General features: G+C 75.8%; 20 protein-coding genes. 11 read left to right on the top strand and 9 right to left on the bottom strand.

Translation table 11 applies throughout. From position 1 onward, the window contains the following. Positions 1-48 precede the first annotated feature (48 nt). Positions 49-2,511, bottom strand: coding sequence for a hypothetical protein (locus RSE42_RS04475; RefSeq protein ID WP_415297950.1), 2,463 nt, complete (start codon positions 2,509-2,511; stop codon positions 49-51). Between the two features lie 194 nt (positions 2,512-2,705). Between RSE42_RS04475 and disA the strand changes: the two genes are divergently transcribed. Then, positions 2,706-3,791, top strand: coding sequence for a DNA integrity scanning diadenylate cyclase DisA (gene disA / locus RSE42_RS04470; RefSeq protein ID WP_034654928.1), 1,086 nt, complete (start codon positions 2,706-2,708; stop codon positions 3,789-3,791). A 37-nt stretch (positions 3,792-3,828) separates the two neighbouring features. Further along, on the top strand, positions 3,829-4,551 hold the full coding sequence (locus RSE42_RS04465; RefSeq protein WP_034654926.1) for a class I SAM-dependent methyltransferase: 723 nt from the start codon (positions 3,829-3,831) through the stop codon (positions 4,549-4,551). Between the two features lie 76 nt (positions 4,552-4,627). On the opposite strand, the gene RSE42_RS04460 is transcribed toward RSE42_RS04465, so the two are convergent. Continuing rightward, positions 4,628-5,470, bottom strand: a complete 843-nt coding sequence (locus RSE42_RS04460) for a hypothetical protein (protein WP_043658729.1) — start codon at positions 5,468-5,470, stop codon at positions 4,628-4,630. Between the two features lie 189 nt (positions 5,471-5,659). Here RSE42_RS04460 and RSE42_RS04455 point away from each other — a divergent pair, with 189 nt between their 5' ends. Then, a complete protein-coding gene (locus RSE42_RS04455) occupies positions 5,660-6,625 on the top strand; it encodes an A/G-specific adenine glycosylase (RefSeq protein ID WP_415297947.1) in 966 nt (321 codons plus the stop codon). A 16-nt stretch (positions 6,626-6,641) separates the two neighbouring features. Here RSE42_RS04455 and RSE42_RS04450 read toward each other — a convergent pair whose 3' ends face one another. Then, positions 6,642-7,295: an amino-acid N-acetyltransferase gene (locus tag RSE42_RS04450; RefSeq protein ID WP_415297946.1), complete on the bottom strand. Its 654-nt coding sequence runs from the start codon at positions 7,293-7,295 to the stop codon at positions 6,642-6,644. 26 nt (positions 7,296-7,321) lie between these two features. Then, positions 7,322-8,272, bottom strand: coding sequence for a sugar-binding transcriptional regulator (locus RSE42_RS04445; RefSeq protein WP_255180590.1), 951 nt, complete (start codon positions 8,270-8,272; stop codon positions 7,322-7,324). Between the two features lie 230 nt (positions 8,273-8,502). Here RSE42_RS04445 and RSE42_RS04440 point away from each other — a divergent pair, with 230 nt between their 5' ends. The 5 genes from RSE42_RS04440 (at position 8,503) to RSE42_RS04420 (ending at position 14,863) form a co-directional block, all read left to right on the top strand. Continuing rightward, the gene (locus tag RSE42_RS04440; RefSeq protein WP_415297944.1) at positions 8,503-10,251 is read left to right on the top strand and encodes an FAD-dependent oxidoreductase; all 1,749 of its coding nucleotides are present in this window, start codon (positions 8,503-8,505) and stop codon (positions 10,249-10,251) included. Positions 10,252-10,427: 176 nt separating this feature from the next. Next, positions 10,428-11,189, top strand: a complete 762-nt coding sequence (locus RSE42_RS04435; protein WP_021482286.1) for an MIP/aquaporin family protein — start codon at positions 10,428-10,430, stop codon at positions 11,187-11,189. 135 nt (positions 11,190-11,324) lie between these two features. Then, entirely contained in the window at positions 11,325-12,842 is a 1,518-nt protein-coding gene (glpK, locus tag RSE42_RS04430) for a glycerol kinase GlpK (RefSeq protein WP_415297942.1), read from the top strand. A gap of 150 nt (positions 12,843-12,992) precedes the next feature. Next, positions 12,993-13,502 (top strand): pyridoxamine 5'-phosphate oxidase family protein, encoded by a 510-nt coding sequence (locus tag RSE42_RS04425; protein ID WP_085388463.1) that lies wholly within the window; start codon positions 12,993-12,995, stop codon positions 13,500-13,502. 53 nt (positions 13,503-13,555) lie between these two features. Then, positions 13,556-14,863, top strand: a complete 1,308-nt coding sequence (locus RSE42_RS04420; RefSeq protein ID WP_415297941.1) for an alpha/beta fold hydrolase — start codon at positions 13,556-13,558, stop codon at positions 14,861-14,863. A 62-nt stretch (positions 14,864-14,925) separates the two neighbouring features. Here the strand turns inward: RSE42_RS04420 and RSE42_RS04415 are convergent, their stop codons facing one another. Next, the gene (locus RSE42_RS04415; protein ID WP_415297940.1) at positions 14,926-16,479 is read right to left on the bottom strand and encodes a hypothetical protein; all 1,554 of its coding nucleotides are present in this window, start codon (positions 16,477-16,479) and stop codon (positions 14,926-14,928) included. 298 nt (positions 16,480-16,777) lie between these two features. On the opposite strand from RSE42_RS04415, the gene RSE42_RS04410 reads away from it, so the two are divergent. Then, positions 16,778-19,405, top strand: a complete 2,628-nt coding sequence (locus tag RSE42_RS04410) for a LuxR C-terminal-related transcriptional regulator (protein ID WP_415297939.1) — start codon at positions 16,778-16,780, stop codon at positions 19,403-19,405. Between the two features lie 12 nt (positions 19,406-19,417). On the opposite strand, the gene RSE42_RS04405 is transcribed toward RSE42_RS04410, so the two are convergent. Beyond that, positions 19,418-20,032 carry a hypothetical protein gene (locus RSE42_RS04405; protein WP_021483189.1) on the bottom strand — a complete coding sequence of 205 codons (615 nt, stop codon included), beginning with the start codon at positions 20,030-20,032 and terminating at the stop codon, positions 19,418-19,420. 283 nt (positions 20,033-20,315) lie between these two features. On the opposite strand from RSE42_RS04405, the gene RSE42_RS04400 reads away from it, so the two are divergent. Further along, the gene (locus tag RSE42_RS04400; protein ID WP_415297938.1) at positions 20,316-21,266 is read left to right on the top strand and encodes a hypothetical protein; all 951 of its coding nucleotides are present in this window, start codon (positions 20,316-20,318) and stop codon (positions 21,264-21,266) included. 138 nt (positions 21,267-21,404) lie between these two features. Beyond that, on the top strand, positions 21,405-22,769 hold the full coding sequence (locus RSE42_RS04395) for a hypothetical protein (RefSeq protein WP_415297937.1): 1,365 nt from the start codon (positions 21,405-21,407) through the stop codon (positions 22,767-22,769). A gap of 83 nt (positions 22,770-22,852) precedes the next feature. On the opposite strand, the gene csrA is transcribed toward RSE42_RS04395, so the two are convergent. The 3 genes from csrA to RSE42_RS04380 form a co-directional block, all read right to left on the bottom strand. Further along, on the bottom strand, positions 22,853-23,092 hold the full coding sequence (gene csrA, locus RSE42_RS04390; protein WP_043660876.1) for a carbon storage regulator CsrA: 240 nt from the start codon (positions 23,090-23,092) through the stop codon (positions 22,853-22,855). Between the two features lie 69 nt (positions 23,093-23,161). Then, the gene (locus RSE42_RS04385; protein ID WP_415297936.1) at positions 23,162-24,013 is read right to left on the bottom strand and encodes a hypothetical protein; all 852 of its coding nucleotides are present in this window, start codon (positions 24,011-24,013) and stop codon (positions 23,162-23,164) included. Beyond that, positions 23,985-26,030, bottom strand: a complete 2,046-nt coding sequence (locus RSE42_RS04380) for a flagellar biosynthesis protein FlhA (protein ID WP_228075759.1) — start codon at positions 26,028-26,030, stop codon at positions 23,985-23,987. The genes RSE42_RS04385 and RSE42_RS04380 overlap by 29 nt, the downstream gene beginning before the upstream one ends. Positions 26,031-26,041: the final 11 nt, after the last annotated feature.

The following is a 26,041-nucleotide window of genomic DNA, read 5'->3' as shown; positions in this document are numbered from 1 at the left end:
CGCCGAGCAGAGCCCGCTCGGGCCCCGACGGCCGCCCCGCCGCGGTGGTCAGCCTCCGAGACCGGTCGAGCGACGACGCCGAACCAGCAGGACCGTCCCGGTGCCGGCGGCCACGGCCAGCGCGGCCAGCACCGTGAGCAGCGCGACGCTCGCGCCGGTGGTCGCGAGGGGGCCGCCGCCACCGGGGGCGGGTGCGGCCGTGGCTCCCGGCTCGGAGGGCTCGGGCGCCGGCGTCGTGGGCGCGGGGTCGTCGTCGTTGGTCACCGTGCAGGTCACGGCGTCGTCGGGCCCGATGTCGACGACGTCGTCCTCGACCGCGAGCGCCGCGCCCTCCCCGTCGACGCACTCCCACCCGAGCGTGGTGTAGCCCGCCGGCCCGTCCTCGGCCAGCGCGTACGACCCCTCCTCGACGGGCACCGCGGTGACGTCGTCGCTCCCCGACGCCCCCGTCACGACGAGGTCGCCGGTCTCGGGAGACCCGGACGCCGTGAGCGTCCAGTCGGCGGGCGCGGCGGTGCCGCCGTCGTCGTTGACGACCTCCTTGACCAGCGTGAGCATCGGCGGGCACACGACCTCGTTCGTCACCTCCACCTCGCGCGTCGGCGACCCCGCCGTCGTCGTGAAGGGCAGCGCCTCGTCGACCGTCTCGCCGTCGACGGACGTCACACGCGCACCGGTGAGGACGCAGCCCGCGGGGAGGGTCGTCGTCTCGTCCACGACGACCTCCTGCGCGCCCGCGTACCCGCCCCGCTCGGCGCCCCACGGCTGGGCGCTCGGCCCGGCGCCGTCGGGCCCCGTGAGCGTGAGCGCGGCCTCCAGGCCCTCCGGCTGCTCACCCTCGGCGAAGGTCTCGCCGCGGACGACCCACGTCTTGTCGACGACGACCGCGGACTGCGGCCGGTTGCGGATCGTGCAGCTGACGAACCCCGACGGCGGGAGGTCGACCGTGAAGCCGGTGGCCCCGGAGCTCTCGACCGCGACCGGGGCGTCCTGCGCGAGCTTGTCGACGCACACGGCGTTCGCCCCGGCGGCCGTGACGAGGTCGTAGCCGTCCTGCTGGGTCTCCGCGACGGTCAGGGTCGCGGTCTGGGGCTGGCCGCCGTAGTCGACGTCGAACACCACGCTGCCGGTGCTGTCGTCGGGCGTCGTCTGCGTCGGCGGCGTGACCGTGACCCCGGCCGTCGTCGTGCCGGCCGAGATCTCCCACCCCGGTCCCGCGGGCACCGCGCCCGTCACGTCCTCGCCGACGTTCTCCGCGGGGACGAGCTCCTTGGTCACGGTCAGCCGCGACGCGCAGCCCGAGAGGAGCACGTCGCGGAGCGCGGACCCGGCCGACTCGAAGTCGGCCAGGTCGAAGTAGTCGGCCGACCCCGGGTCGCCGCCCTCGTAGAAGGTCTGGCCCGAGAGCGCTCGCAGGTTGAGGCGCGTCACGTCGTCGATCCCGCTGCCGACGCCGAGCGCGAGGAGCCGGGATCCCCGCGCCTTGACGGCGTCGGCGGAGTAGATCCCGTTCTCGACGTCGCGGAAGTGCGTGGTGCCGCCGCTGCCGAGCAGCGGGTCGGCGCTGAACCGCGTCGGGTTGCCGTCGGTGAGCAGGACGACCACCTGGTAGTCCGGCGCGGCCTGCGCGACGGCCCACAGGGCCTGGTCCCAGTTGGTCCCGGACCCCGTCGCCCAGTCCGCGTACTGGGCCTTGAACGCGTCCGCGCCGCCCTGCGTCGAGACGGGGACGAGCGTCGGGGCGTTCCCGCCGTTCGTCGCGGGCGACGTCCCGTCGAACGAGAAGACCGCCATGCGCGACGGCGTCCCGACGAGCGCGTCCGCGATCGAGTCGGTCGCGGCCTTGAGGTTCGTCACCTGGCTGCCCAGGGACGCCGACAGGTCGAGCACGAGCGCGACGTCGACCCCGCACTGCGCGGAGAACGCCGGGTTCGTGCGCGACTGCTGCCACACCCCTTCCGAGTCCGTCTCGGGGCGGCCGCTGCCGGCGCTGCCGAACATGAAGGGCGGCTCGGCCGCCAGGGAGCTGTACGTCTGGCCCGCCTCGAGCGGCGGCGTGAGGAACTCGTACGGCCGGGCGACGGAGCCCGACCCGCTCCCCGCTCCCGTCCGCAGGGTCGGGTTGGTGTACCACCCGGCGGGCGCCGACAGCTGGCGGACGAGGAACCGCGCCCCGGCGTTCGCGCCCCCCGGACCCGTGTCCGGGACCACGAACGAGCAGTCCCCGTCGGCGTCCGAGGTGCACAGCGCCCAGGGCTGGTCGACCGGCTCGGGCGTCGCACCCTCGGAGTAGAGCCCGAGCACGACGCCGGGCAGCGGGGCGACCTCCCGGGTCCCGACCCGGTCGCCGCCGACGCGGACGGTCACGACGGCCTCGCCCTCCCCGGGCTCCGGCACCTCGGCCACGGCCGAGGTGCCGGTGGCGAGAGCGGCGAGGCCCACGAGGACGAGCGCCGCGGCGCCCGCCGCGACGGACCTCCCGACCTGTGCGAACGACCGACGACGGTGCACGTGCCCTCCCGAGCCGCTCCGGTGACCTGTCTCGACCACCCACTCTGACGGAGCCGTCCGGAGGCGGCCACCGGTGCGCGCGGCGCCCGGACCCGGCACGCCCCCACGACGCCGAGACCGGATCGTGACCGCTTTGTGGCGTGGCGCCGGGGTTTTCCGGAGGTGCGGAGGGGCTCGCAGCGTAGGATTCCCCCGTGGCCAACTCCCCCGCGCACCCCGACGAGCTGCTCCGGGAGACCCTCGCCGCCGTGGCACCGGGCACCGAGCTCCGTGACGGTCTCGAGCGCATCCTGCGCGGCCGGACCGGCGCGCTCATCGTGCTGGGCCTGGACAAGGTCGTCGAGGAGATGTGCTCGGGAGGCTTCCAGCTCGACGTCGGGTTCTCCGCGACGCGGCTGCGCGAGCTGTCGAAGATGGACGGCGCCGTCGTGCTCGACCGCGACGCCAACCGCATCCTGCGCGCCGCCGTCCAGCTCCTGCCTGACCCGACGATCGAGACCACCGAGTCCGGCACGCGGCACCGCACCGCCGAGCGCGTGGCCAAGCAGAGCGGCTTCCCCGTCATCTCGGTGAGCCAGTCGATGCGGATCGTCGCGCTGTACGTCGGCGGCCAGCGCCACGTCCTGGAGGACTCCGACACGATCCTGTCGCGCGCCAACCAGGCGCTCGCGACGCTCGAGCGCTACCGCGCGCGCCTCGACGAGGTGTCCGGCACGCTGTCCGCGCTCGAGATCGAGGACCTGGTCACGGTGCGCGACGTCTGCGCCGTCGTGCAGCGCCTCGAGATGGTCGCGCGCATCTCCGAGGAGATCGCCGGCTACGTCATCGAGCTCGGCACCGACGGCCGCCTCCTCGCGCTCCAGCTCGACGAGCTCATCGGCGGCATCGGCTCGGACCGCGAGTTCGTCATCCGGGACTACGTCGACCTGGGCCGCAAGGACCGTTCGCTCGCCGAGGTGCAGAAGGCCCTCGGGGGCCTCGACTCCACGCAGCTCCTCGACCTCGGCCAGATCGGCCGGGTGCTCGACCTGCCGGGTGGCGGCGACGCGCTCGACGCGGCGGTCGCGCCGCACGGGTACCGCCTCCTGTCGAAGGTGCCGCGCCTGCCCGCGACGATCATCGACCGGCTCGTGGCGCACTTCGGCGGCCTGCAGAAGCTCCTCGCCGCGAGCATCGACGACCTCATGACCGTCGACGGCGTCGGCGAGCAACGGGCCCGCGCGGTGCGCGAGGGCCTGTCCCGGCTCGCGGAGTCGAGCATCCTCGAGCGCTACGTCTGACGCTCCGACCGTCCGCACGACGCACACGGAGGGGACCGTGGACCACGTCGACGAGTGGTCGGCACTGGCCGACGCCTGGGCGCGCTGGTGGGCGCCCGCCGCCGAGCCCGCGCAGCGGGCGATCCTCGACGCCGCGGGCGTCGGGCCGGGCTCCCGCGTGCTCGACGTCGGGTGCGGCACGGGCGAGCTCGTCGCCCTGGCCGTGGCCCGCGGGGCCGAGGCGGCCGGGTGCGACGCCGCCGCCGGGATGGTCGACGTCGCCCGGCGCCGCAGCCCGGGCGCGGACCTGCGCGTCGCGCAGGCGGAGCGACTCCCCTGGCCGGACGACTCCTTCGACCTCGTGACGCTCGTCAACGCGCTCGCCTTCACCGACGTCGCGAGGACGCTCGTCGAGTGCCGCCGCGTCGGTGGGCTGGTCGCCGTCGCGACGTGGGCCGAGGACGCGCTCAACGACCTCACCGTGCTCGAGCGCGCGGTCGCGGGCGAGGACCACGAGCCGAGCGACGAGAGCCGCGAGGAGGGGCACCTCGGCGCGCTCCTCGCGGAGCACGGCTTCACGCCGGTGACGGAGGGCGTCGCGGACGCGCCGATGGTGCTCGCCGACGCGGACGACGTCGTCGCCGCGATCATGTTCGGCGAGTCGGACGAGCTGCGCGCCGAGCTCCGCCCCGACGTGCTCCGCGCAGCGCGCCCGTACCGCCGTCCCGACGGGTCCTACCTGCTGCGCAACACCTTCCGCTGGGCCCTCGCCCGCCGCTGACGCCCGCGCCCGGGAGCGTCCGAAAGGCCCCTCCCAGAGGCGGGTCAGCGCCCCGGGCGGGGGCGGCGCCGCCGGTCTACGCGCCGTCGGCCGGAGGATCGGACGGGGCAGGCGGCTCGGCGCCCTCGGCGGGCGCCGTCCCCTCGGCCGGCGGCGCTCCGTCCGCCGGGGCCGTCCCGTCGGCGGGAGCGGTCCCGTCCGCCGGGGCGCCCTCCGGCGGGGTGGTCCCGTCCGCCGGGGCGGTGGGCTCGGCCGGGTCCGGCGTGGGCGCGGGCGGGGCGAGCAGGGTGAAGGTCACGGGCTCGCTCGTCGCGCCGTCGACGCCGGCGATGCTCACCACCGCCGTGTACGTGCCGGGCGCGACCTCGGGCTGGTCGGGCGCGCAGCCCTCGACCGAGCGGTGCCGGTCCCACCGCACGAGCCGCGACGGGTCCTCGTCGCCCGTGCTCATGAGCAGCAGGCGCTCGGTGGACCCGCAGTGGGCCGACGACCACACGAGCTCGTCGCCCGAGTAGACGAGCACCTGGCGGCCCGCGTCGGAGCCGTCGACGAGGCACGGCCGCCCGCCGGAGTGCCGGACGGTCACGTCGAGCTGCACGGCGCGACCGGGCTCGTACTCGGCGGCGTTCGTCGTCACGGCGAGCTCGAGCGACGCCGCCGTGCAGTCGCGGGGCGGCCCCGCCGCCTCGGGCGTGGGGGGCGGGGACTTGCCCTCCTGCGCGCTCGCGTCGCCGCTCAGCAGCGGCCCGACGGCGCGGACGGCCACCTGGCCGAGCAGCACGAGGCCGACGACGAGCGCCACGAGCAGGAGGAGCGCGACGAGCCGACGCCGCACCAGGGCGGCGCGCGTGGGAGCGCCCGGCCCGGTGCTGGGGCGGGTGCTCGGCCTCGGGGTGCGGTCGGTCCGCGGCGTGCTCACGGGTCCTCCGTCGTGCTCGTGCTGGTCGGGACCACGCTAGCCGCGGGGCCGCCCCGCGGGGCCCGTGCCGCGCCGACGGCGGCGCAGGTCGGGGCACAATGTGTCCGGCCCGTGCACCCGCCTGTGCACCTGCCCTGTCGATCTGCCCGCGCCCCGGCCCGCCGCCCCGACCCTCCCGAGGACCCACCCGTGCCAGCCCCCGCCCCGCGCTCGCCGCGTCCCGACGGCCGCGCCCGCCCGGCGCCGTCGAGCACGACCGCGCCCGCAGACCCGCACGCGGGGCTGCGGGACGCCGTCGGGCGCTGGTTCGGCGCGACGGCCCGCGACCTGCCGTGGCGGGCCGCGGACCGCACCGCGTGGGGCGTGCTGGTGAGCGAGGTGATGCTGCAGCAGACGCCGGTCGTGCGGGTCGAGCCGGCGTGGCGGGCGTGGATGGAGCGCTGGCCCGAGCCGGCCGACCTCGCCGCCGCACCGACCGCCGACGTGCTGCGCGCGTGGGGCCGGCTGGGCTACCCGCGGCGCGCGCTGCGCCTGCAGGAGTGCGCGCGGGCGATCGTCGAGCGGCACGACGGCGAGGTGCCCCGCGGCGAGGAGGCGCTGCGCGCCCTGCCGGGGATCGGCGAGTACACCGCCGCGGCGGTCACCGCGTTCGCGCACGGGCGCCGTGCGGTCGTCGTCGACACGAACGTGCGCCGCGTCCTGGCGCGCGCGGTCGGGGGTGTCGCGCTGCCCGCGCCGTCGTACACGGCCGGGGAGCGCGCGACCGCCGCCGCGGTCGCCCCGCCCGACGACGACGACGCGGTGCTGTGGGCGGCCGCGTCGATGGAGCTCGGCGCGCTCGTCTGCACGGCGCGCGCGCCCCGGTGCGGCGTCTGCCCCGTCCGCGACGCGTGCGCGTGGCGCCTGGCCGGGCGCCCCGGTGACGAGCACGCGGCCCGACGCCGCACGCAGGCCTGGGCCGGTACCGACCGGCAGGCGCGGGGCCGGGTCATGGCGGCGCTGCGCGACGCACCGGGCCCGGTGCCGCGCGGCGTCGTGGCCGAGGTGTGGCACGACGCCGCGCAGCTCGACCGGTGCGTCGCGAGCCTCGTCGAGGACGGTCTCGTCGAGCAGGAGGACGGGCCGGGCGGGGTGCTCTACCGGCTCCCCGCCTGACGCGGCCTGCGGATCGTCAGGCGCGCGCGGCGTCCGCGGCGCGGTCGCCGTCCACGTCCGCGCCGCCGTCGGGATCCGCGGGGCCGTCGAGGTCGAGCAGCATGCGCGTGTTGCCGAGCGTGTTGGGCTTCACGCGCGCGAGGTCGAGGAACTCCGCGACGCCGTCGTCGTGCGAGCGCAGGAGCTCGGCGTACACCTCGGGGGACACGGGCGTCCCCTCGATGGTGCGGAAGCCGTGCGCGCGGAAGAAGTCGACCTCGAACGTCAGGCAGAACACGCGCCGCAGGCCGAGGGCGCGGGCGCGGGCGACGAGCTCGACGACGAGCGCGTGCCCCACGCGGTGGCCGCGCCACGCCGGGTCCACCGCGAGCGTGCGGATCTCCGCGAGGTCGTCCCACATGACGTGCAGCGCCCCGCACCCGACGACGCGCCGCGCGCCCTCGCCGTCCGCCGCGTCCGGGTCCGGCACCTCGGCGACGACGAACTCCTGGACCGCCTCGTAGTAGCCGACCATCTCCTTGGCGAGGAGGATGCGGTCCTCCGCGTAGGGCTGTACGAGCGCACGCACCGCCCGCACGTCCGCGGGCAGGGCGGGACGGACACGGACGGCGGAGGTCGTGGGCACCGCGACACTGTACGCGCGCGGAGCACCCGCTGCATAGTCATGCATCGTGCCGCATACTTGCGCTCTGGGTGTCAGGAGCCCCCGACGAGGTGCGCCGCGGTGATCTCGTCCACGACGAGGTCGGTCACCACCCCCGCGCGCAGCGCCGCGCGCAGCGGTGCCACCTTGTTGTCCCCCGCGACGGCGCACACCCGCCGCGGCACGCGCCGCAGCTCCGCGGGCGCCGGCCCCGTCGCCCGCTCGTTGAGCGCGATGTCGCGATAGGTCCCGTCCGCCCGGAGGAACACGGTGCAGACGTCGCCGACGACGCCCTCGGCGTCGAGGACCGCGATGTCGTCGGGGTCGAGGTACCCCGCGGAGTACACGTGCGACGGCACGCCGCCCGCGACGGCCCCGACGGAGAAGAGCGCGATGTCGGCCCGGTGCTGCACGTCGAGCACGCGGCGCACGGACCGCTCGCGCCACATCGCGCGCTTTGTCTCCGCGTAGTCGAAGAACGCGGGCACTGGGAAATGGTGCACGTGGGCGTCGAACGCGCTGCCGAAGCCGGCGATGAGGTCGCCCGCGTAGTGCACGCCTGACGTCCGCGTGTTCGCCGCCCCGTTGAGCTGCACGACGGCGCTCCCCCGGGTCGGCTTGCGCGGCAGGTGCCGGGACACGGCCGAGAGCGTCGTGCCCCACGCGATCCCGAGGATCATGTCGGAGTCGAACCACGTCGACAGCAGGCGCGCAGTCGTCAGCGCGACCTGCTCGAGCCGCTCGACCTGCGGCGCCTGGTCGGGCACGGGGACCACGTAGGCGTCGATCCCCCACGTGCTCGCCAGGTGCTGCCCGAGCCCCGGCCCGCGGCTGCGCGCGGGGCGCAGCGAGATCTCGACCAGGCCCGTGTCGCGCGCCCGCTTCACCAGCCGCGACACGGTGGACCGCGACGTGTGCAGGTGCTTGGCGATCGCCTCCATCTTCATGTCCTGGAGGTAGTACATCGACGCCGCGCGCAGGACGTCCTGCTCCCGATCGACCATCGCGGTCTCCTTCCCGTCACGCCCATTCTGCACGTTCGTGCACCACGGTTGCGCGGGCGTTCGCCGCGTGGTGGTCTGGACCGTGTGCCTCCGCGCCGGAGACCCCGGTGCACGCACGGCGGTTCCCGCTCGCGCACCCTGGTCGGGCGTGGGACCGTCGCTGTGAGCGCACCGTGGGCGCGATCGTCCCGCGGCGTGCCGCAGCACCGAGGGACGAGAGAGGAAGACGGATGGCATCCACGAGACTCACCGCGGACTCCCGGCGGCAGGCGCTCGCCGCGCTCGAGGCCAGCACCAGCGCGGACGCCGAGCTCGACGTCCTCGTGATCGGCGGCGGGGTCACCGGTGCCGGGATCGCGCTCGACGCGGTCACGCGCGGGCTCTCCACCGCGATCGTCGAGGCGCAGGACTGGTCGGCGGGGACGTCGAGCCGGTCGAGCAAGCTCGTGCACGGCGGCCTGCGCTACCTGCAGATGCTCGACTTCCACCTGGTCAAGGAGGCGCTCACCGAGCGCGACCTCCTGCTCAAGGAGATCGCGCCGCACCTCGTGCGCCCCGTCCCCTTCCTGTACCCCCTCGAGCACCGCGTGTGGGAGCGTGCCTACGTCGGCGCGGGCATCGCGCTCTACGACACGCTCGCGAGCGTCGCGCCCGGTCGCCGCGCGATGCCGCTGCACCGGCATCTGTCGCGCAGCCGCATGGAGAAGAAGTTCCCCGACCTCGCGCACGACGCGGCCGTCGGTGCCGTCCAGTACTGGGACGCGTCGGTCGACGACGCCCGTCTCGTCTCGACGCTCGTGCGCACCGCGGCGTCGTACGGCGCGCACGCGGCCTCCCGCACGCAGGTCGTCTCGCTCACCAAGGGGTCGACCGGCGCCGTGAACGGCGCCGTGCTCCAGGACCTCGAGACGGGCCGCGAGATCACCGTCCGGGCGCGCGCCGTCATCAACGCGACCGGCGTCTGGACGGAGGACACCGAGGCGCTCGCCGGCAGCGAGGGCGGGCTGCGGGTCCTCGCGTCCAAGGGCATCCACATCGTCGTGCCGCGCGAGCGCATCAAGGGCCAGGTCGGGCTGATCCTGCAGACGGAGAAGTCGGTCCTGTTCGTCATCCCGTGGTCCCGCTACTGGGTGATCGGCACGACCGACACCCCGTGGGAGCAGGAGCTCCAGCACCCCGTCGCGACCGCGGCCGACATCGACTACGTGCTCGAGCACGCGAACGCCGTGCTCGCCCACCCCCTCACGCGCGACGACATCATCGGCACCTGGGCGGGCCTGCGGCCGCTGCTCCAGCCGGGTACCAAGGAGGGCACCAGCTCCGCGAAGGTCTCGCGCGAGCACACGGTGGCCTCCCCCACCCCGGGCCTCACGGTCATCGCCGGCGGCAAGCTCACCACCTACCGCGTCATGGCGAAGGACGCGGTGGACTTCGCGATCGGCCAGCGCGCGAGCGCCCTGCCGTCGATCACGCACAAGATCCCGCTGCTCGGCGCCGTCGGCCTCGACGCCGTGCGTCGCCAGGCGCGGCCCTGGGCGTCCCGGTACGGCTGGACCCCGGCCATGGTCGACCACCTCCTGCACCGGTACGGGTCGAACCTGCGCGAGCTCGTCGAGCTGTGCGAGGCGCAGCCGGACCTCGCCCGCCCGCTCGAGCACGCGCCGGCGTACCTGCGCGCGGAGATCGCGTACGGCGTCTCCCACGAGGGGGCGCTGCACCTCGAGGACCTGCTGCTGCACCGCACGCGGCTCAACTACGAGGTGCCCGACCGGGGCCTCGCCGCGCTGCCCGAGATCGCGGCCGTCGCCGCCGAGATCCTCGGGTGGGACGACGCGACGCGCGACGCCGAGATCGCGAGCTACATCGCCCGCGCGGAGGCCGAGGCCGCCGCCGAGCAGGAGCCCGACGACGCGTCCGCCGAGCGCACCCGGCTGGAGGCGCCCGACGTGTCCCCGCTCCAGCCGCTCCGCACGACCTGACAGCTGAACATCGCCGCGAGCGAGCCCCGGGGCTGCCGACCGTCGGGTCGGCCCCCGGGGCCCCGCACACCGACCCCACGGGGCGCCACGCCGACGGCGGACCGACCCGAGGACCCGGCGCTCAGGTGCGCCGGGACGGTTGAGACAGAGAAGTCCACCACGAAAGAGAGAGCACGATGGATCAACTCCTCATGAACGCCTTCTGGTCCGAGATACTCGGCACGGCGACACTGATCCTCCTCGGCGCGGGCGTCGTCGCGAACGTCGTCCTCCCGAGGACCAAGGGCTTCAACGGCGGCTGGCTCCTCATCAACTTCGGATGGGGCCTCGCGGTCTTCGCCGGCGTGTACGTGGCCTACAAGTCGGGTGCGCACCTCAACCCGGCCGTGACCATCGGGCTCTTCACCGCCCAGGAGCCGTTCTTCTCCGTGACCGGCCCCGAGGGCCTCGTGACGGCGACCATCGAGCCGACGGTCGGCAACATGTTCCTGTACTTCGGGGCCCAGATGATCGGTGCCTTCATCGGCGCCGTGCTGGCGTTCCTGGCGTACAAGAAGCACTTCGACGAGGACGCGCCCGGCGCGACCAAGCTCGCGGTGTTCTCGACCGGCCCCGAGATCCGCTCCTACGCGTGGAACTTCGTCACGGAGGTCATCGCGACGTTCGTGCTCGTGTTCTTCGTCGTGGCGTCCGGCAAGACCCCGTCCGGCCTGGGGCCGCTCGCGGTCGCGCTCATCGTGGTCGGTATCGGCGCGAGCCTCGGTGGTCCCACCGGCTACGCCATCAACCCTGCCCGTGACCTCGGTCCCCGCATCGCGCACGCGGTGCTGCCGATCCGGGGCAAGGGCTCGAGCGACTGGGCCTACGCCTGGGTCCCGGTCGCCGGTCCGCTGGTCGGCGGCGTCCTCGCCGGCCTGCTCGGGGCCGCCTGGGTCTGACCGACCCGGACGACCGGACCTCTCCCCCGCGTGACCGGGGAGCCGGGGGCCTCCCCGGTCACGCGACCCGCGCCGTCGGGCGCCGGGCACTACGCCGCAACCACACCCACACCGACGTGAAGGACTGAACGCACCATGGCCGACTACGTTCTCGCCATCGACCAGGGGACCACGAGCTCCCGGGCCATCGTCTTCAACCACTCCGGGGAGATCTTCTCCACCGGGCAGCTCGAGCACGACCAGATCTTCCCGCGCGCGGGCTGGGTCGAGCACAACCCCGAGCAGATCTGGAACAACGTGCGCGAGGTCGTCGGTCTCGCCCTCACCCGAGGCAACCTCACGCACGAGGACATCGCGGCCGTCGGCATCACGAACCAGCGCGAGACGGCCGTCGTCTGGGACAAGACCACGGGCAAGCCCGTCTACAACGCCATCGTCTGGCAGGACACGCGCACCCAGAAGATCGTCGACGAGCTCGGCGGCGACGAGGGTGCCGAGAAGTACAAGTCGATCGTCGGCCTGCCGCTCGCCACCTACTTCTCCGGCCCGAAGATCAAGTGGATCCTCGACAACGTCGAGGGCGCGCGCGAGAAGGCCGAGAAGGGCGACCTGCTGTTCGGCAACACCGACACCTGGGTGCTGTGGAACATGACGGGCGGGACCGAGGGCGGCGTGCACGTCACCGACGTGACGAACGCGTCTCGCACGATGCTCATGGACCTCGACACGCTCTCCTGGCGCGAGGACATCGCCGCGGACATGGGCATCCCGCTGTCGATGCTCCCCGAGATCCGGTCGTCGTCCGAGGTGTACGGCCACGGCCGTCCCCGCGGCCTCGTCCCCGGCGTCCCGATCGCCGGCATCCTCGGCGACCAGCAGGCGGCCACGTTCGGCCAGGCGTGCTTCGAGGTCGGCCAGGCCAAGAACACGTACGGCACCGGCAACTTCCTGCTGCTCAACACGGGCACGGAGAAGGTCATGAGCAAGAACGGCCTGCTCACGACGGTCTGCTACAAGATCGGCGACGCGCCCGCCGTGTACGCGCTCGAGGGCTCGATCGCCGTGACCGGCTCGCTCGTGCAGTGGCTGCGTGACAACCTGGGCATGTTCGAGGACGCGCCCGACGTCGAGTGGCTCGCGGGCAAGGTCCAGGACAACGGCGGCGCCTACTTCGTGCCGGCGTTCTCCGGCCTGTTCGCGCCCTACTGGCGGCCCGACGCGCGCGGCGCGCTCGTGGGCCTCACGCGGTACGTCAACCGCAACCACATCGCGCGCGCCGCGCTCGAGGCGACGGCGTTCCAGAGCCGCGAGGTCGTCGACGCGATGAACGCCGACTCGGGCGTCGACCTCACCGAGCTGCGCGTCGACGGCGGCATGGTCGCCAACGAGCTCCTCATGCAGTTCCAGGCCGACCAGCTTGGCGTCGACGTCGTGCGCCCCAAGGTCGCCGAGACGACGGCGCTCGGTGCCGCGTACGCCGCGGGCATCGCCGTCGGCTTCTGGAAGGGCGAGCAGGACGTCATCGACAACTGGGCCGAGGACAAGCGCTGGAGCCCGTCGATGGAGTCCGGCGAGCGCGAGCGCCTCTACCGGAACTGGAAGAAGGCCGTGACGAAGACCATGGAGTGGGTCGACGAGGACGTGGAGCAGTAGCCCGTCCCGGGACCACCCGCCGAGGGGGTGGGGTGCACGGCGCCGTGGCGTCGCGCACCCCACCCCCTCGTCGTGCTCCCACGGGCGAGTCGCGCGCGTCGTGCCTAGCGTCGAGGTGCCGCGACCCGCGGCCCGACGACGGGAGACGACATGACCGGCACGCACCACGAGCAGCCCCACGCGAGCTCCGACGAGGTCGCCACGGTCCGCGACCTGATCAAGGACGAGAAGATCGCCATGCTGACCACCGTCGCGACCGACGGGAGCCTGGTGAGCCGGCCGATGGGCGTCCAGGCCGTCGACTTCGACGGCGACCTGTGGTTCTTCGCCGCCGCCGACTCGCACAAGGTCGCCGAGATCGCGCGGGACTCGGCGGCGAACGCGGCCTTCTCGGGCTCGACGTCCTGGGTCTCGGTGTCCGGGCGCGCCGCGGTCGTCCGCGACCGCGAGAAGATCCGCGAGCTGTGGAACACGGTCGCCGACGCCTGGTTCCCCGACGGCCCGGACACGCCCGGCGTGGTGCTCGTCCGGCTGCACGCCGACTCCGCGGAGTACTGGGACTCCCCCGGCGGCCGCGTCGCGACGCTGTTCAGCCTGGTCAAGGCGAAGGTCACCGGCTCGCGCTACGACGGCGGGGAGAACGAGACCGTCGAGCTGTGACGCCCACCGCCGTCCGCCGCGGCCGCAGCGTGCGGCGCGGCTAGGGTGGCCGGGTGAGCGTCGCCCGCGAGACCGCGTACACCCTGCCCGGCATCCACGTCACCGACCGCGAGCTCGAGGTGCCGCTCGTGTGGGACGACGACACGGACCCCCGCCGCCTCACGCTGTTCGTGCGCGAGCTCGTCGACCCGGTCCGGCGTCACGACGACCTGCCGCTGCTCGTGTTCCTCCAGGGCGGCCCGGGCGGCAAGGGGCCACGGCCCACCGGGCCGGACGGCTGGGTGGGCACCGCGCTCGCGACGCACCGGGTGGTGCTGCTCGACCAGCGCGGCACGGGCCGGTCCTCGGCCGTGCGCGGGGCGGCGCTCGCCGCGCGCGGCCCGGGAGCGGCCCAGGCCGAGTACCTCTCCCGCTTCCGGGCGGACGCGATCGTCGCCGACGCCGAGCACGTGCGCCGGACGGTCTACGGCGGGCGGCGGTGGACGTCGCTCGGCCAGTCCTACGGCGGCTTCCTCACGATGACGTACCTGTCGCGGGCGCCCGAGGCGCTCGCCGCGTGCTACGTCACGGGCGGGCTGCCGGGCCTGACGGCGGACGCGCGCGAGGTGTACCGCCGCACCCAGCCGCGCGTCGTCGCGAAGAACGCCGCCTACCGGGAGCGGTACCCGGACGACGCGGCCCGCCTCGCGCGCGTCGCGGACCTCCTCGCTTCGGACGACGTGCGCCTGCCCGACGGCGACCGGCTCACCGTGCGCCGGCTCCAGTCGCTCGGCACGGACCTCGGGATGAAGCCCGGCCCGGAGCGCATCCACTGGCTCGTGGACGAGGCGTTCGACGCGGACGCGCCCGACACCCTGACGGACACGTTCCTCGCCGAGGTCGCGGCGGCGACGTCGTTCCGCACCAACCCGCTCTACGCCGTGCTCCACGAGTCGATCTACGCGCAGTGGGGCACCGGCCCGACGGCGTGGGCCGCCGAGGCGGTCCGCGCCGAGGAGCCGGCCCTCGACCCGGCGGCGCGACCGCTGCTCCTCACCGGCGAGATGATCTACCCCTGGATGCTCGAGGAGATCGCCGCGCTCCGGCCGTTCCGCGCGGCGGCGGAGGCGCTCGCCGCGCGCGAGGAGTGGCCCGACCTGTACGACCTCGACGTCCTCGCGCGCAACGAGGTGCCGGTCGAGGCGGCGGTGTACTTCGACGACATGTTCGTCGACGCCGGGCTCTCGCTCGAGACGGCGGCGCGCGTGGGCAACGTCCGCACGTGGGTGACGAACGAGCTCGAGCACGACGGCCTGCGCACGGGCGACGTCCTCGCGCGCCTGGCCGAGCGGCTCGCCGCCCGCGGCGGCCCGCGCGCCTGAGGTGTGCCGCGCCCGGCCGGCCGGGCTGCGGAGCAAGGCCCCCTGACTCCTGGTGGACAGAGTCAGGCCATCTGGTCGCGGCGCGCGCGCAGCACCCACGCCCCGGACACGAGCGCCCCGCCCAGCACCAGCGTGAGCAGGTCGAACCCGGCGTCCCCGCGCGGCGGGGCCGGTGGCACCGCGGCGGGCGCCCCGCTCGCGGCCACGACGACGGCGCGCGACGGGTCCGCCGTGCCGACCACCGGCGCCAGGTCGAGCGCGGGCCCGTCCGCCGTCGTCGGCGCGGACGCGTCCGGTGTCACAGCGGGCGCCGGGGCGGCCGGAGCAGGCGACGCGGGCGGGGCGGCGGGCGCCTCGGGGACGGCCGGCCCGTCGAGCACGAGCTCCCACGACGTCTCGCCGACGAGGACGTAGCCCTCGAGCGCGCGCGCCGTCACGGTCACCGTGCCCCGGGCGGGATGGCGTCCCGGGGCGAGGACCCGCCCGTCGAGGACGAACTCCACGCCGTCGGCCCGCGGCACCTCGACCGCGGCCGCCGCGCCCGGGCGCGCGGCGACGACCACGGGCGCCGGCGCCCGGACCTCGGTGAGACCGGAGAACACGAGCTCGACGGCGCGCGACCCGTCCGACCCCGGGAGCACCGGCTCCGCCGCGCCCTCCGCCGCGAGCCGCAGGCCCGCCGCCGGGGAGAGCGTGAGGACGACGCGCGCCACATGGTCGAGGTACCCCTCGACGGCGTGCGTGCTGCCGGGCGGGAGCACCGCGCCGGTCGCGTCGCGGACGACGAGGCCCTCGGCGTCGGGCACGGTGTACGTGTCCGCCCTACCCGGGCCCTCCTGTGCGGCGGGGAGCACCGCCGTGACGACGGGGAGCAGCTCCGTGACCGCCTCGGCGGCGGACCGCCCGTCCGGGAGCTGCAGCACGTGGCCGTCCTCCGCCACGGCCGTCGCCCGCAGGACGCCGCCGTCCCGCGGCGCCTCGACGGTCCGGTACCCGTCGACCAGGACCACGGTGCACGCCATCGGCTCGCCGCCCAGGGACCAGCGCACGCCCTCGACCACCGGCACGAGGTAGACCGCGTCCCCGGCCGCCGCGCGGACGAGGACCGGCGGCAGCACGACCACGCGGGGCGCGGGCTCGCCGTCGGGCACGGTGGGGTCGGGGCCGGGGGGCGTCTCGCCCTCCTCCGGGGCCGCCGGGTCGGGAGCGGGGACGGAGGGAGACGCGCCCTCCTCCGGAGCGGCCGACCCGGGCGCGGGAGGCTCCGGTCCGTCCGGCACGGGAGCACCGGGCACGGCAGGCACGACGGGCCCGACGCCCACGGTGCCGGCGCCCGCGCCGGCACCGGAGTCCATGCCCGCGCCGGGGTCCGTGCCCGATGCCGCGTCGGGGCCCGTGCCGTCGGCCGCAGCGGTGGACGCCGCCGCACCCGCGGCACCGGGCCGGCCGTCCTCCACGACCCGCGCCAGGGTCTCCGTCGTCACGGGCGCGACGCCCGGGTCTGCCGCGGCGCGGGCGACCGGGGCCGCATGGGCCGTCGTGGACGCGCCGACGAGGACGGCGCACACCAGCACCGTGGCGAGCGCGGTCCGCCGGCGGGCCCGGTGCACAGACATGGGCGTGCGGCTCCTCTCCGGTCACGTCCGCGGGTGGACGCGCCCGAGGCCCCTATGCACGCGAGGGGCCACGCTGTCCGCATCGTCCCTGCGCGTCCCGTTTCGTCCGGGGTGGCGGGACCCGCGCGCGACCCGGTTCGAGCGCTTCACCCGCCTTCCCCGAGAACCGGCGCACCTCCTCGCCTAGGGTGAGAGCGGATCACGGCGCGGTGCCGGCTCTCGGGGCGGAGCCGTGGCCGGACGCGGTTCGCCGCCGTCCGTCCGCCCGCCCGTGGAGCGGGGGAAGCACGGAGGCAGCATGTCGGTGACGGACACGACGACGTTCCGTCTGTACGGGGCGCCACGCCCCCCGCACACCGAGCTCGTCCGCGAGCGCCTGCTCGACCGGCTCGAGGTGGACGCCGCGCTCCGCGTGGTCCGCGGCCCCGCGGGTGCGGGCAAGACCTCCCTCCTCGCCGAGTGGTCCCGACGCCGGGCCACGCCGGGTCTCTGGCTGTCCGTCATCCCGGAGATGTCCCGGACGGACCTCTGGCGCGCGGTCGCGCGCCGTGCCGCGCGGGCCGGGCTCGAGGCGTTCGAGGCCGCGCTGGGGCCGGCGGAGCTCGCCCCCGAGGACGTGCCCGGCCGCCTGGCCGACGCGTTCCTCGCGGTGCCCGGGGAGGTCGTGGTCGTCATCGACGACTACCAGGACGTCACGGACGCCGCGGTCCACGAGGACGTCCTCGCCCTGCTGCGCCTGTGCCCGAACCTCTCCGTGGCCGTGGCCACGAGCACGGTCTCCCCCCTGGAGGCCGCCTCGGTCGGGCTCGAGCTCGACCGGACCGTCATCACCGCGGACCAGCTGCCGCTGACCCGGGACGAGACGGCCCGCATGCTGCGCCAGGCGGGCGTGGACCTCGACCCCGCGGAGGCGCACGTCCTCACCGGCGGTCAGCCGCTGTACCTGCGGGTCGCGATGCTCGCCGCGGAGATGGCCGGTTCCCACGGGACCCCGGCGCACGTCCAGGTCGCCGACGAGCTGCTGCGGGCCGCGCTCGAGAAGCAGCTCGAGGGCGCCGAGCGCCCTCGGCTCGAGCAGGTCCTGCGGCGGTGCGCGGTCGCGGACGTCCTCACCGCCGACCTCGCCGTGGCGCTGACGCGGGAGCCCGCGGCGCCGCAGCTGCTGTGGATGCTCGAGGAGCGCGGGCTGGGCGCGTGGGAGCGACGTCCCGCGGGCCGGGTCTTCGTCCTGTTCCCCGTGGTGCGGACGTTCGTGGCGGAGCGCGTCCGCGAGGAGCACCCCGACGAGTGGGGGCGTGCCCAGCTCGCCGCCGCGCGCTGGTACCTGACGAACGGCTATCCCGTCGAGGCGCTGCGGCACGCGGTCGGCGCGGGCGACCTCGGGCTCGCGTCCTCGGCCGTCTCGCGGTACTGGGGCGAGCTGCTCGAGCCGCAGGCGCTGGCCCGCCTCGACGTCCTCAAGAGCCTCCCGCAGACGGACCTGCGGCGCTGGCCGCTGCTCGCCGGGGCCCTCGCGATCCACCACGACAGCGTCCCCGGGGAGCGGACCGAGGCGATCGAGACGTACCAGCTGACGCTGGCCGCCCTGCGCCCCCGGGCGAGGACGACCTCGACGGCGGAACGCGTCGTCCTGGACGTGCTCGAGAGCGTCGCGCTGCGGTCGACGAACGCGACGCAGCGCGCGCTCGAGCCGGCGCGCCGGGCTCGGCAGACGCTCGACGAGCTGGGTGTGGACGAGCGCCGGGAGCTCGTCCGCGAGCTGCCCCGGCTCCGCGCCGAGGTCGCGATGTCGTTCGCGCGGGCGGGCGCGGACGACGAGGCGCTCGCCACGCTCGAGGACCTCGGCGGCTCCCCCGCCGTCGACCCGCGCACGCTCTACGGCCTGTCGCTGCGTGCGCTCGTGCTCGCGCTCCGCGGGGACCTGCCGGAGGCCGTGCGCGACCTCGAGGTCATCGAGGCGTCGCCCCACGCCGAGGTCCGCGCGGGGCGCGACGACCACCTGTACCGCATCGCCCGCGCGATCGTGTGCCTCGAACGCTTCGACGCCCGCGGCGCCCAGGCCCACCTCGACGTGCTGCGACCGCACCTCGCGACGCTCGAGACCCGCCCGGTCGTCGCCACGGTCCAGGCGTACGTCGACCTGGTGTCCTTCGAGCCGGCCCTGGGCATCGAGCGGCTGCGCCGCTACATCGAGTCCGAGCGCGGCCGCCGACGCATCTCCGCGCGCGACATCGACCACCTCGACTACGTGAGCGGCCTGCTCGGGCTCGCGCGCGGCCAGGTCGGCGCGGTGCACTCCTGGCTCAAGGTCGCCCCGGCGACGTCGTCGCTCACCTGGCTGCTGCGGGCCCACGCGGCGCTGCTCACCGGCCGGTGGAGCACCGCGCGCGACGTGCTCGTCGCGCACACGCCGCCGCGGACCGCCGCGCCGCGCCTGCGGGCCGCGCACGCCGTCCTGCTCGCCGCCGCGCTCACGCACGCGGAGGAGGAGACGCAGGCGCGCGACGCCCTGGACAAGCTCGCCGGCGTCGCCGAGGACCGGCGGCTGCGGTTCGCCCTCGCGCTCCCCGCCCGGCACGACCTCCTCGCGCTGGTCGAGCTCGCGGCACGGAGCAAGGACCAGACGGCGCAGCGCCTCATCGGGGACGCGGAACCCGTGCCGGAGCTCTTCGCCGCGACGGCCGACCTCCCCCAGCCCCTGTCCGACCGGGAGGTCGTCGTCCTCGACACCCTCATGCGCCACGCGACCGCGGTCGACATCTCCCGGAGCCTCACCGTGTCCGTGAACACGGTCAAGAGCCAGCTCCGCTCGATCTACCGGAAGCTCGGCGTGCGCCGGCGCGAGGACGCCCTCGCCCGCGGGATCGAGCTGGGACTCCTCCCGGCCCAGCGTCCCCTGCCCGCGAGCGGCACGGACGGGCGCTGAGGACCGGGCCGGTCAGACCAGGTCGTCGACGATCTTGGCGGACGCGCGCATCTCGGCGCGCGCGAGGTCGTCGTCGATCTCGCGCCCCGCGGCGATGAGCGCCGCGCGCGGCAGCCACGAGAAGACCACGAGGACGGGGTAGCTGTCCTCGCCCACGTACACGCGGCGACGCCAGGCGGCCCACGCCACGGCGCGCGTGAGCGTGCGCACCGGGTCCTCGAGCTCGTTCGCCGCGTGCGCGGCGTTCTCCCACCCGTGCTGCGCCTCGCTCATGACCCGCGCCCCGCCGTGCCCGAGCGGCCGGGCGAGCGCCGCGAGGCCGATGTCCTCGGCGATCACGACGGCCTCCGACGGGACCAGGTCCAGGCCGTCCCGGTACGTGCCGAACGTCGCGGGGTCCAGGTGGCGCCACGGGTCGTCGTCGGGCAACGAGTCCAGGAGGTCGGTGAGGGCGCCGGCGAGGAGCGTCACGGCGCGCAGCGGGTGCGCCTTCGCCTGCGCGCGCATCGCGGCCATGGTCGCGAGCCGGTCGTCGGGGTCGATGAGCGGCTCCACGAGGCCCACGGCCCAGATGGCCCAGGTCGTGTCGTCCCACGGCGCACCGGCGCCGTCCTCCTCCGGGGTCACCGCGACACCACCCCGCCCGGGGCGTCGGCGGCCCGGCACGGCGACGCCGTCGAAGCGCAGGACGCTGCGTGCACCCGGTCCACCTCCTGATCTCGTCCTGCCCTGTCCAGCCGGCGAGCCCGTCGCCGAGGACAGCATCCCACCGTGGCGACGTCCGCGAAACACCCGCGGCGGGCGAAGCGTGCGGAGATCACCCGCTGCCCGGGGCACCTGAGGGTGAAGTCCGGTGTGAAAGACGGTGTCCCGCGCGCCAGGAGCCCCTCCGGGTCCGCATGCTTGGACCGTGACCGACCGGACCCTGCTCGACCCGCGCCCGCAGCGGGCGCGCGACGCGCGTCCCGTGCGCGCCGTCGACGAGGGCCCGCAGGAGGACGACGACCCCGGGGCGCTCCGGGACGAGGTCGCCCGCGTCGTCGCGATCGAGCACGACGACCGGTACCGCACCGAGGTCTCGGCCCTCCTCGCCGCCCACGCGACGCAGTGGCGCCGGATCGCGGCGCGCCTGTGCCGCACCAACTCGGTGCCCGCGGCGCAGCACCTCGACGACGTCGCGGCGATCGTCGTGGAGACCGCCTGGGAGATGCTCGAGCGGTCCCGGCGCGACCCCGCGTACCTGCGCAGCATGCGCTCGTTCCTCGCCATCGTCGTCTACACGGCACGGCCCCGGGTCCGCTCGTTCCTCGACCACGCGACCGCGCCGGCGTCGGGCATGGTGGCCGCGCAGCGTCGCCGCCGCGAGCTCGCGCGCACGCGCTCGGAGCTCGCCGCGCTGCGCGGCGCGGCGCCCACGGTCGAGGAGGCCGTCCGCGCCACGAACGAGCGCCTCGGCGCCCACCGGGCCGACGTCGTCCGGCAGGGCATGGTCGTGACGGAGGCCGACGAGCTCGTGCTGCGCGGCGCGCTGTCGTTCGACGAGGCCCTCGACTCCGCGCGCACGACCGACGCGCACGCCGACTGCGTGCTGCACGCGGTCGAGGTCCCGGCGCTCGTCCGCTCCGTCGTCGACGCGGCGCACGCGGAGGACCCGGCCCGCGGACGGGTCGCGGCGCTCTGGATGTCCGAGGCGTACGGGGGCGGCGGGCCGCTACCGGGCCACGACACGGTCGTGTGGATCGCCCGGACCCTGGGTCTGCCCCGGCACCGGACCGTCGCCCACATCGACCGGGTCCGGGTGCTGGCGGCGCAGCACCTCCGGGACGTCGGCATCGTACTCGACGCCGTGGACAGCGTGTGAGCGCGAGCGTCGCTCCACGACCCGCACCTGCCGGGAGGCCCGCGGCGTACCGCGGCGAGCAGGAGAACCGCACCGTGGCGCGCACGGGGACCAGGGGGCGGCCGCAGGGCGGGCGCAGGAGCACGGGGGCAGCAGGACATGTCTGACGAGGGACCCGGGTCTCGACGCTCGGTCGTCGAGGACGCACGCGTCGTCGCCGCGACGGTGCCGGAGGGCGAGCGCGAGCGCGCGGTGGCCGGCCTCGTCGCCGCGCACGCCGTCGGGCTCGCGCGCGACGCCCGGCGGCACGTCCGCGCCGCCGGGGTCTCGGGGACGGACCAGGTCGCCGCGCTGCGGGCCGTGACCGACGCCCAGCGCGCCGTGCTCGACGACCTCGTCGCCGGCCGTCGTCCGCTCGAGGGCCGCGCCTGGTCGCCCACCGTGCGCTTCGAGGCCCTGCGCGCCGTGCGCGCGCTGGCCGCGGAGGGCGCGGTCGCCGTCCCTCCGTACCGCCACCGCCTCGCGGCCGACCGCGCCGCCCTGCTGCTGCTCCGGGAGACCGCCGCCGTCGTGGACCGTCCTGCCCCGCGGGAGGTCGTCCGCACGGGTGCCGTGGCGGCGGGGCTCCCGTCCACGCCGCACCCGCTGGACGAGGCCACCGCCACGCGCCCGCTCCCGACGTCCCGGTCGGCAGCGACGGTCTCGTCGGCGCACGCCCCCGCACGCCCGGAGCGTCGCCGTGCGCTCGGGGTACGGGGCCGCGCGCGCTCCAGCGGCCCGGGTCGTCCCGTGCGCTGGGGCGCCGCCGCGGTGCTCTCGGCGGCGACGCTCGCGTTCGGGGTCGTCGTCGCGCCCGCGCAGGACGAGGTCGGTGGTGGCCCGGGCGTATCGGCACGGCCCGAGCAGGTGCTCCTGGGTACGACCCCGGAGACCGGCTCGACCGCGTGGGCGCCGCTCGACGGCGCCGGCGCCGCGTCCGTCCGCCTCGACCTGTCCTCCCCGGTGCTGACGGGCCTGGCGCCGTCATCGGCACCCGCCGTCGAGCTCGTCGACGAGCCGGTGGACGAGCCGGTCGGTGCGCGGGTGGACGACGCCGTCGACGCGCCCGGCGACGAGCCCGTGGTCGAGCCGCTGCCCGTGGTCGTGCCGGCCGCACCGGGCCCGGCCGACCCGGAGACGCCCGCGCCGGCTCCCGCCCCCGGCTCCGGAGCGGCACCAGCACCGGCTGCTCCGCCCCAGCCCGCGCCGCCGGCTGCGGCGAAGCCGTCGCCGAAGCCGACGCCGAAGCCCGCGCCGGCCGTCCGGCCCGCACCGACGCCCGTGCCCGCGCGACCGGGGCCGCCCGTCACGCGCCCGGCTCAGCCGAAGCCCGACCGTCCCGCACCGCGGTCCGACGAGGCGCGCGGCTCGTCCCGGCCGGGGACGGCGAAGCCGCAGCCGCAGACCCGCGACGACCGGCGCACCGACAAGGACGCGGGCCGGCAGGACCGCGGCCACGGTGGCGGCCGCGGCGGACGCGGGTAGCGCTCGGCGGGCCTCCCGACGGGACGGGCACCCCCGACGGCGGCTCTCCGCCGCCGAGGACCCCGCACGTCCCGTGCGGCGCGTCAGGGCCGCGCGTCGAGCCCCAGCAACGCGCGGGCGCGCGCCTCGCCCCCGGGCGCCCCGAGCGCGGCGGCCCGGTTGTCCGCGGCGACCTGGTCGACGATCTCGGCCCGGTGGACCCGCACCTCGCGGGGCGCGTCGATCCCGACGCGCACCCCGTCCCGGCCCACCGACACGACCGTGACCACGACGTCGTCGCCGACGAGGATCCGTTCTCCCACCTTGCGTCCCAGCACCAGCATCGCCACGTCCTCCTGACGTCCCGCGTGTCATCCTGACCGTTCGGATTACCTATGCGGGCGCGGCCCGGGTCAGCCTGCGGGCCGCAGCTCCGGGAGCCCGAGCGCGAGCACGGAGTCGGGCGTCGTCGTCAGCTCGCGCCCGACCACGACCATGGCGCGGACCAGCACGAGCCGCTGCACCTCGGCGACCCAGCGCTCGGTGTCCGCGGGCTTGCGCGAGGCGTCGACCACGACCGCGACCTGCTCGGCGCCCAGCTCGTCGAGGACCCGCGCCACCCCGGCCGCGTCCACGCGCACCCCGACGGCCACGACCGTGGCGCGGGCCGCGCGGACCCCGCGGGCGCGCGCCTCGGTCGCCGCACGGCGGTCGTCGACGCGCACCGTGTCGCCGTCGGTCGCGCTGCCCGCGCAGGCCGTGAGCAGGCCCTCCCGCTGCGCCAGCGCGCGGGCCGCCGCGACGACGTCGGCGGCCAGCCCGACGAGCGCCACGAGGTCGCCCGGCGCCGCGCGCGGCAGCGGCGACACGGGCGCGGGCGGGGCGGTGACGGCCGCGGGCGGCGGCTCCGCCGTCTCGGCCACGAGCTCGTCGAGCAGCGCCGCGAAGTCGTCGCCGCGGGTCGAGACCTCGACCGCGGCCGACGGTGCCGGGCGCAGCGCGTCGCCCTCGTCGGCGTCGTCGAGCAGCGCCGCGATGCCCGCCCGGCGGGCGGCGGGGAACCGGACCGGCCCGACGGCGGTCCGGGGCGGCGCGTCGCCCACCTCGACGACCGCCTCGTAGTGCTGCCGCCCGAAGAGCCCCTTGAAGCCGCCCGTGATGACCCGCTCGGCGGAGACGATCCGCGCGTCCGGGCCGTGCAGGCGCCGTGCCTGGGCGAGCACGGCGTCGAGGGACTCACCCTCGAGCCGCAATCGCCGGGGCATCGTTCACCACCCCGACCGTCTCGATGAGCGCGTTGCCCGCCGTCACCTCGGTGTACGACAGCACGGCGAGGTCGGGCACCTGCGTCGCGACGAGGCGCCGGACCGCCGCGCGCAGCGACGGCGCGCACACGAGGACGACGTCCTCGCCGGTGGCCCGGGCCGCCTGCACGCGGTCGCCCACGGACGACCGGAACGCGTCGAGGCGCGCCGGGTCCACGACGATCGCGGTGCCCTGGTCGCCGCCGGGCTGACGGCCCGCGAGCATCGCCTGCTCCAGGGCCGGGGCGATCGTCACGACCCGGATCGTGCCCGCGACCGTGTGCCGGGCCGGGATCGCCGGCCCGAGCGCCGCGCGCGCCGCCTCGACGAGGTGCTCGGGGTCGGTCGAGCGCTTCGCGGCGAGCGCGAGCGCCTCGTAGATCCGGGGCAGGTCGTTGACGGCGACCTGCTCCTCGAGCAGCCCCTGCAGGACGCGCTGGACCTCCGCGAGCGACAGCAGGGCCGGCGTGAGCTCGTCGACGGCCGACGGGTTGGTCCGCTTCACCTCGTCGGTGAGCACGCGCACGTCCTCGCGGGACAGCAGCCGTGCCGCGTTCGCGGCGATGAGGGCGGACAGGTGCGTGACGAGCACGGAGACCCGGTCGATCACCGTGGCGCCCGCCATCTCGGCGCTGTGCCGCATCTCCACCGGGACCCACTTGCCGTCCATGCCGAACACCGGGTCGACCGTCGCCAGCCCGGGCAGGGCGGCGAGGTCGTCGCCGAGCGCGAGGACCTTGCCGGCCGGCGCCTGGCCGCGACCTGCCTCGACGCCGGCGATCCGCACGGCGTAGGTCGACGCCGGGAGCTCCAGGGAGTCGCGCGTGCGGACGGGGGGCACGACGACCCCGAGGTCCGTCGCGATCTTGCGCCGCAGGGCGCGGACGCGTCCGAGCAGGTCGTCGTGCGCGCCGGTGACCAGGTCGACGAGGTCGGGCGCGAGCAGGATCTCGAGCGCGTGCACGCGCATCTGCTCGAGGAGGTCCTCGGTGCCGTCGCTGCGCGTGCCCTCCTTCTCGATCTGCTCGGCCGCGGCGCGCGCCACCTCGGCCCGCCGCTGGCTCGCCTTGATCTGCTGGGCCGCGATGATCAGGCCCACCCCGAGCACGAGGAACGGGAGCTTCGGCATGCCCTCGATGAGCGCCATGGCGAACGCCGCGACGCCCGCGATGGCGAGCGCCTGCCGCGACTGGACGAGCTGGCTCGACGCCTGCGAGCCGACGTCGCCCTCGCCCGAGTTCGAGCGCGTGACGATCATGCCCGTGGCGACCGCCATGAGCAGCGCGGGGACCTGGGTGACCAGACCGTCGCCCACCGTGAGGATCGAGTACGTGTCGACGGCCTCCATGGCCGGCATGCCGTGCATGACGACGCCGATCACGATGCCGCCCAGCAGGTTGATGAGCGTGATGACGATGCCCGCGATGGCGTCGCCCTTGACGAACTTCGACGCGCCGTCCATCGCCCCGTAGAAGTCGGACTCCGCGGAGATCTCGGCGCGGCGGGCCCGCGCGTCCTGCTCGCTGATGAGCCCCGCGTTGAGGTCGGCGTCGATCGCCATCTGCTTGCCGGGCATCGCGTCGAGCGTGAAGCGCGCCCCGACCTCGGCCACGCGCTCCGCGCCCTTGGTGATCACGAGGAACTGGATGACGACGAGGATGAGGAACACGACCATGCCGATGACGAGGTTCCCGTCGACGACGATGTGGCCGAACGCGCCGATGACCTCGCCCGCGTAGCCGTCCCCGAGCACGAGCCGCGTCGAGGCGACGTTGAGGCCCAGCCGGAACAGCGTCGCGACGAGCAGCAGCGACGGGAACACCGAGAAGTCGAGCGGCTTCTTGACGAACATCGACGTCAGCAGGATCACGAGCGACAGCAGGATGTTGACGATGATGAGCACGTCGAGCAGGGCCGCGGGGATCGGCACGACGAGCAGCAGGACGATGCCGACGACGCCGAGCGGCACGGCGATCATGGCGAGGGATC

It is taken from the genome of Cellulosimicrobium sp. SJTW-1 (assembly GCF_047716875.1).
Lineage (GTDB): Bacteria > Actinomycetota > Actinomycetes > Actinomycetales > Cellulomonadaceae > Cellulosimicrobium > Cellulosimicrobium funkei.
This window is presented reverse-complemented; position numbering and strand designations above follow the sequence as displayed.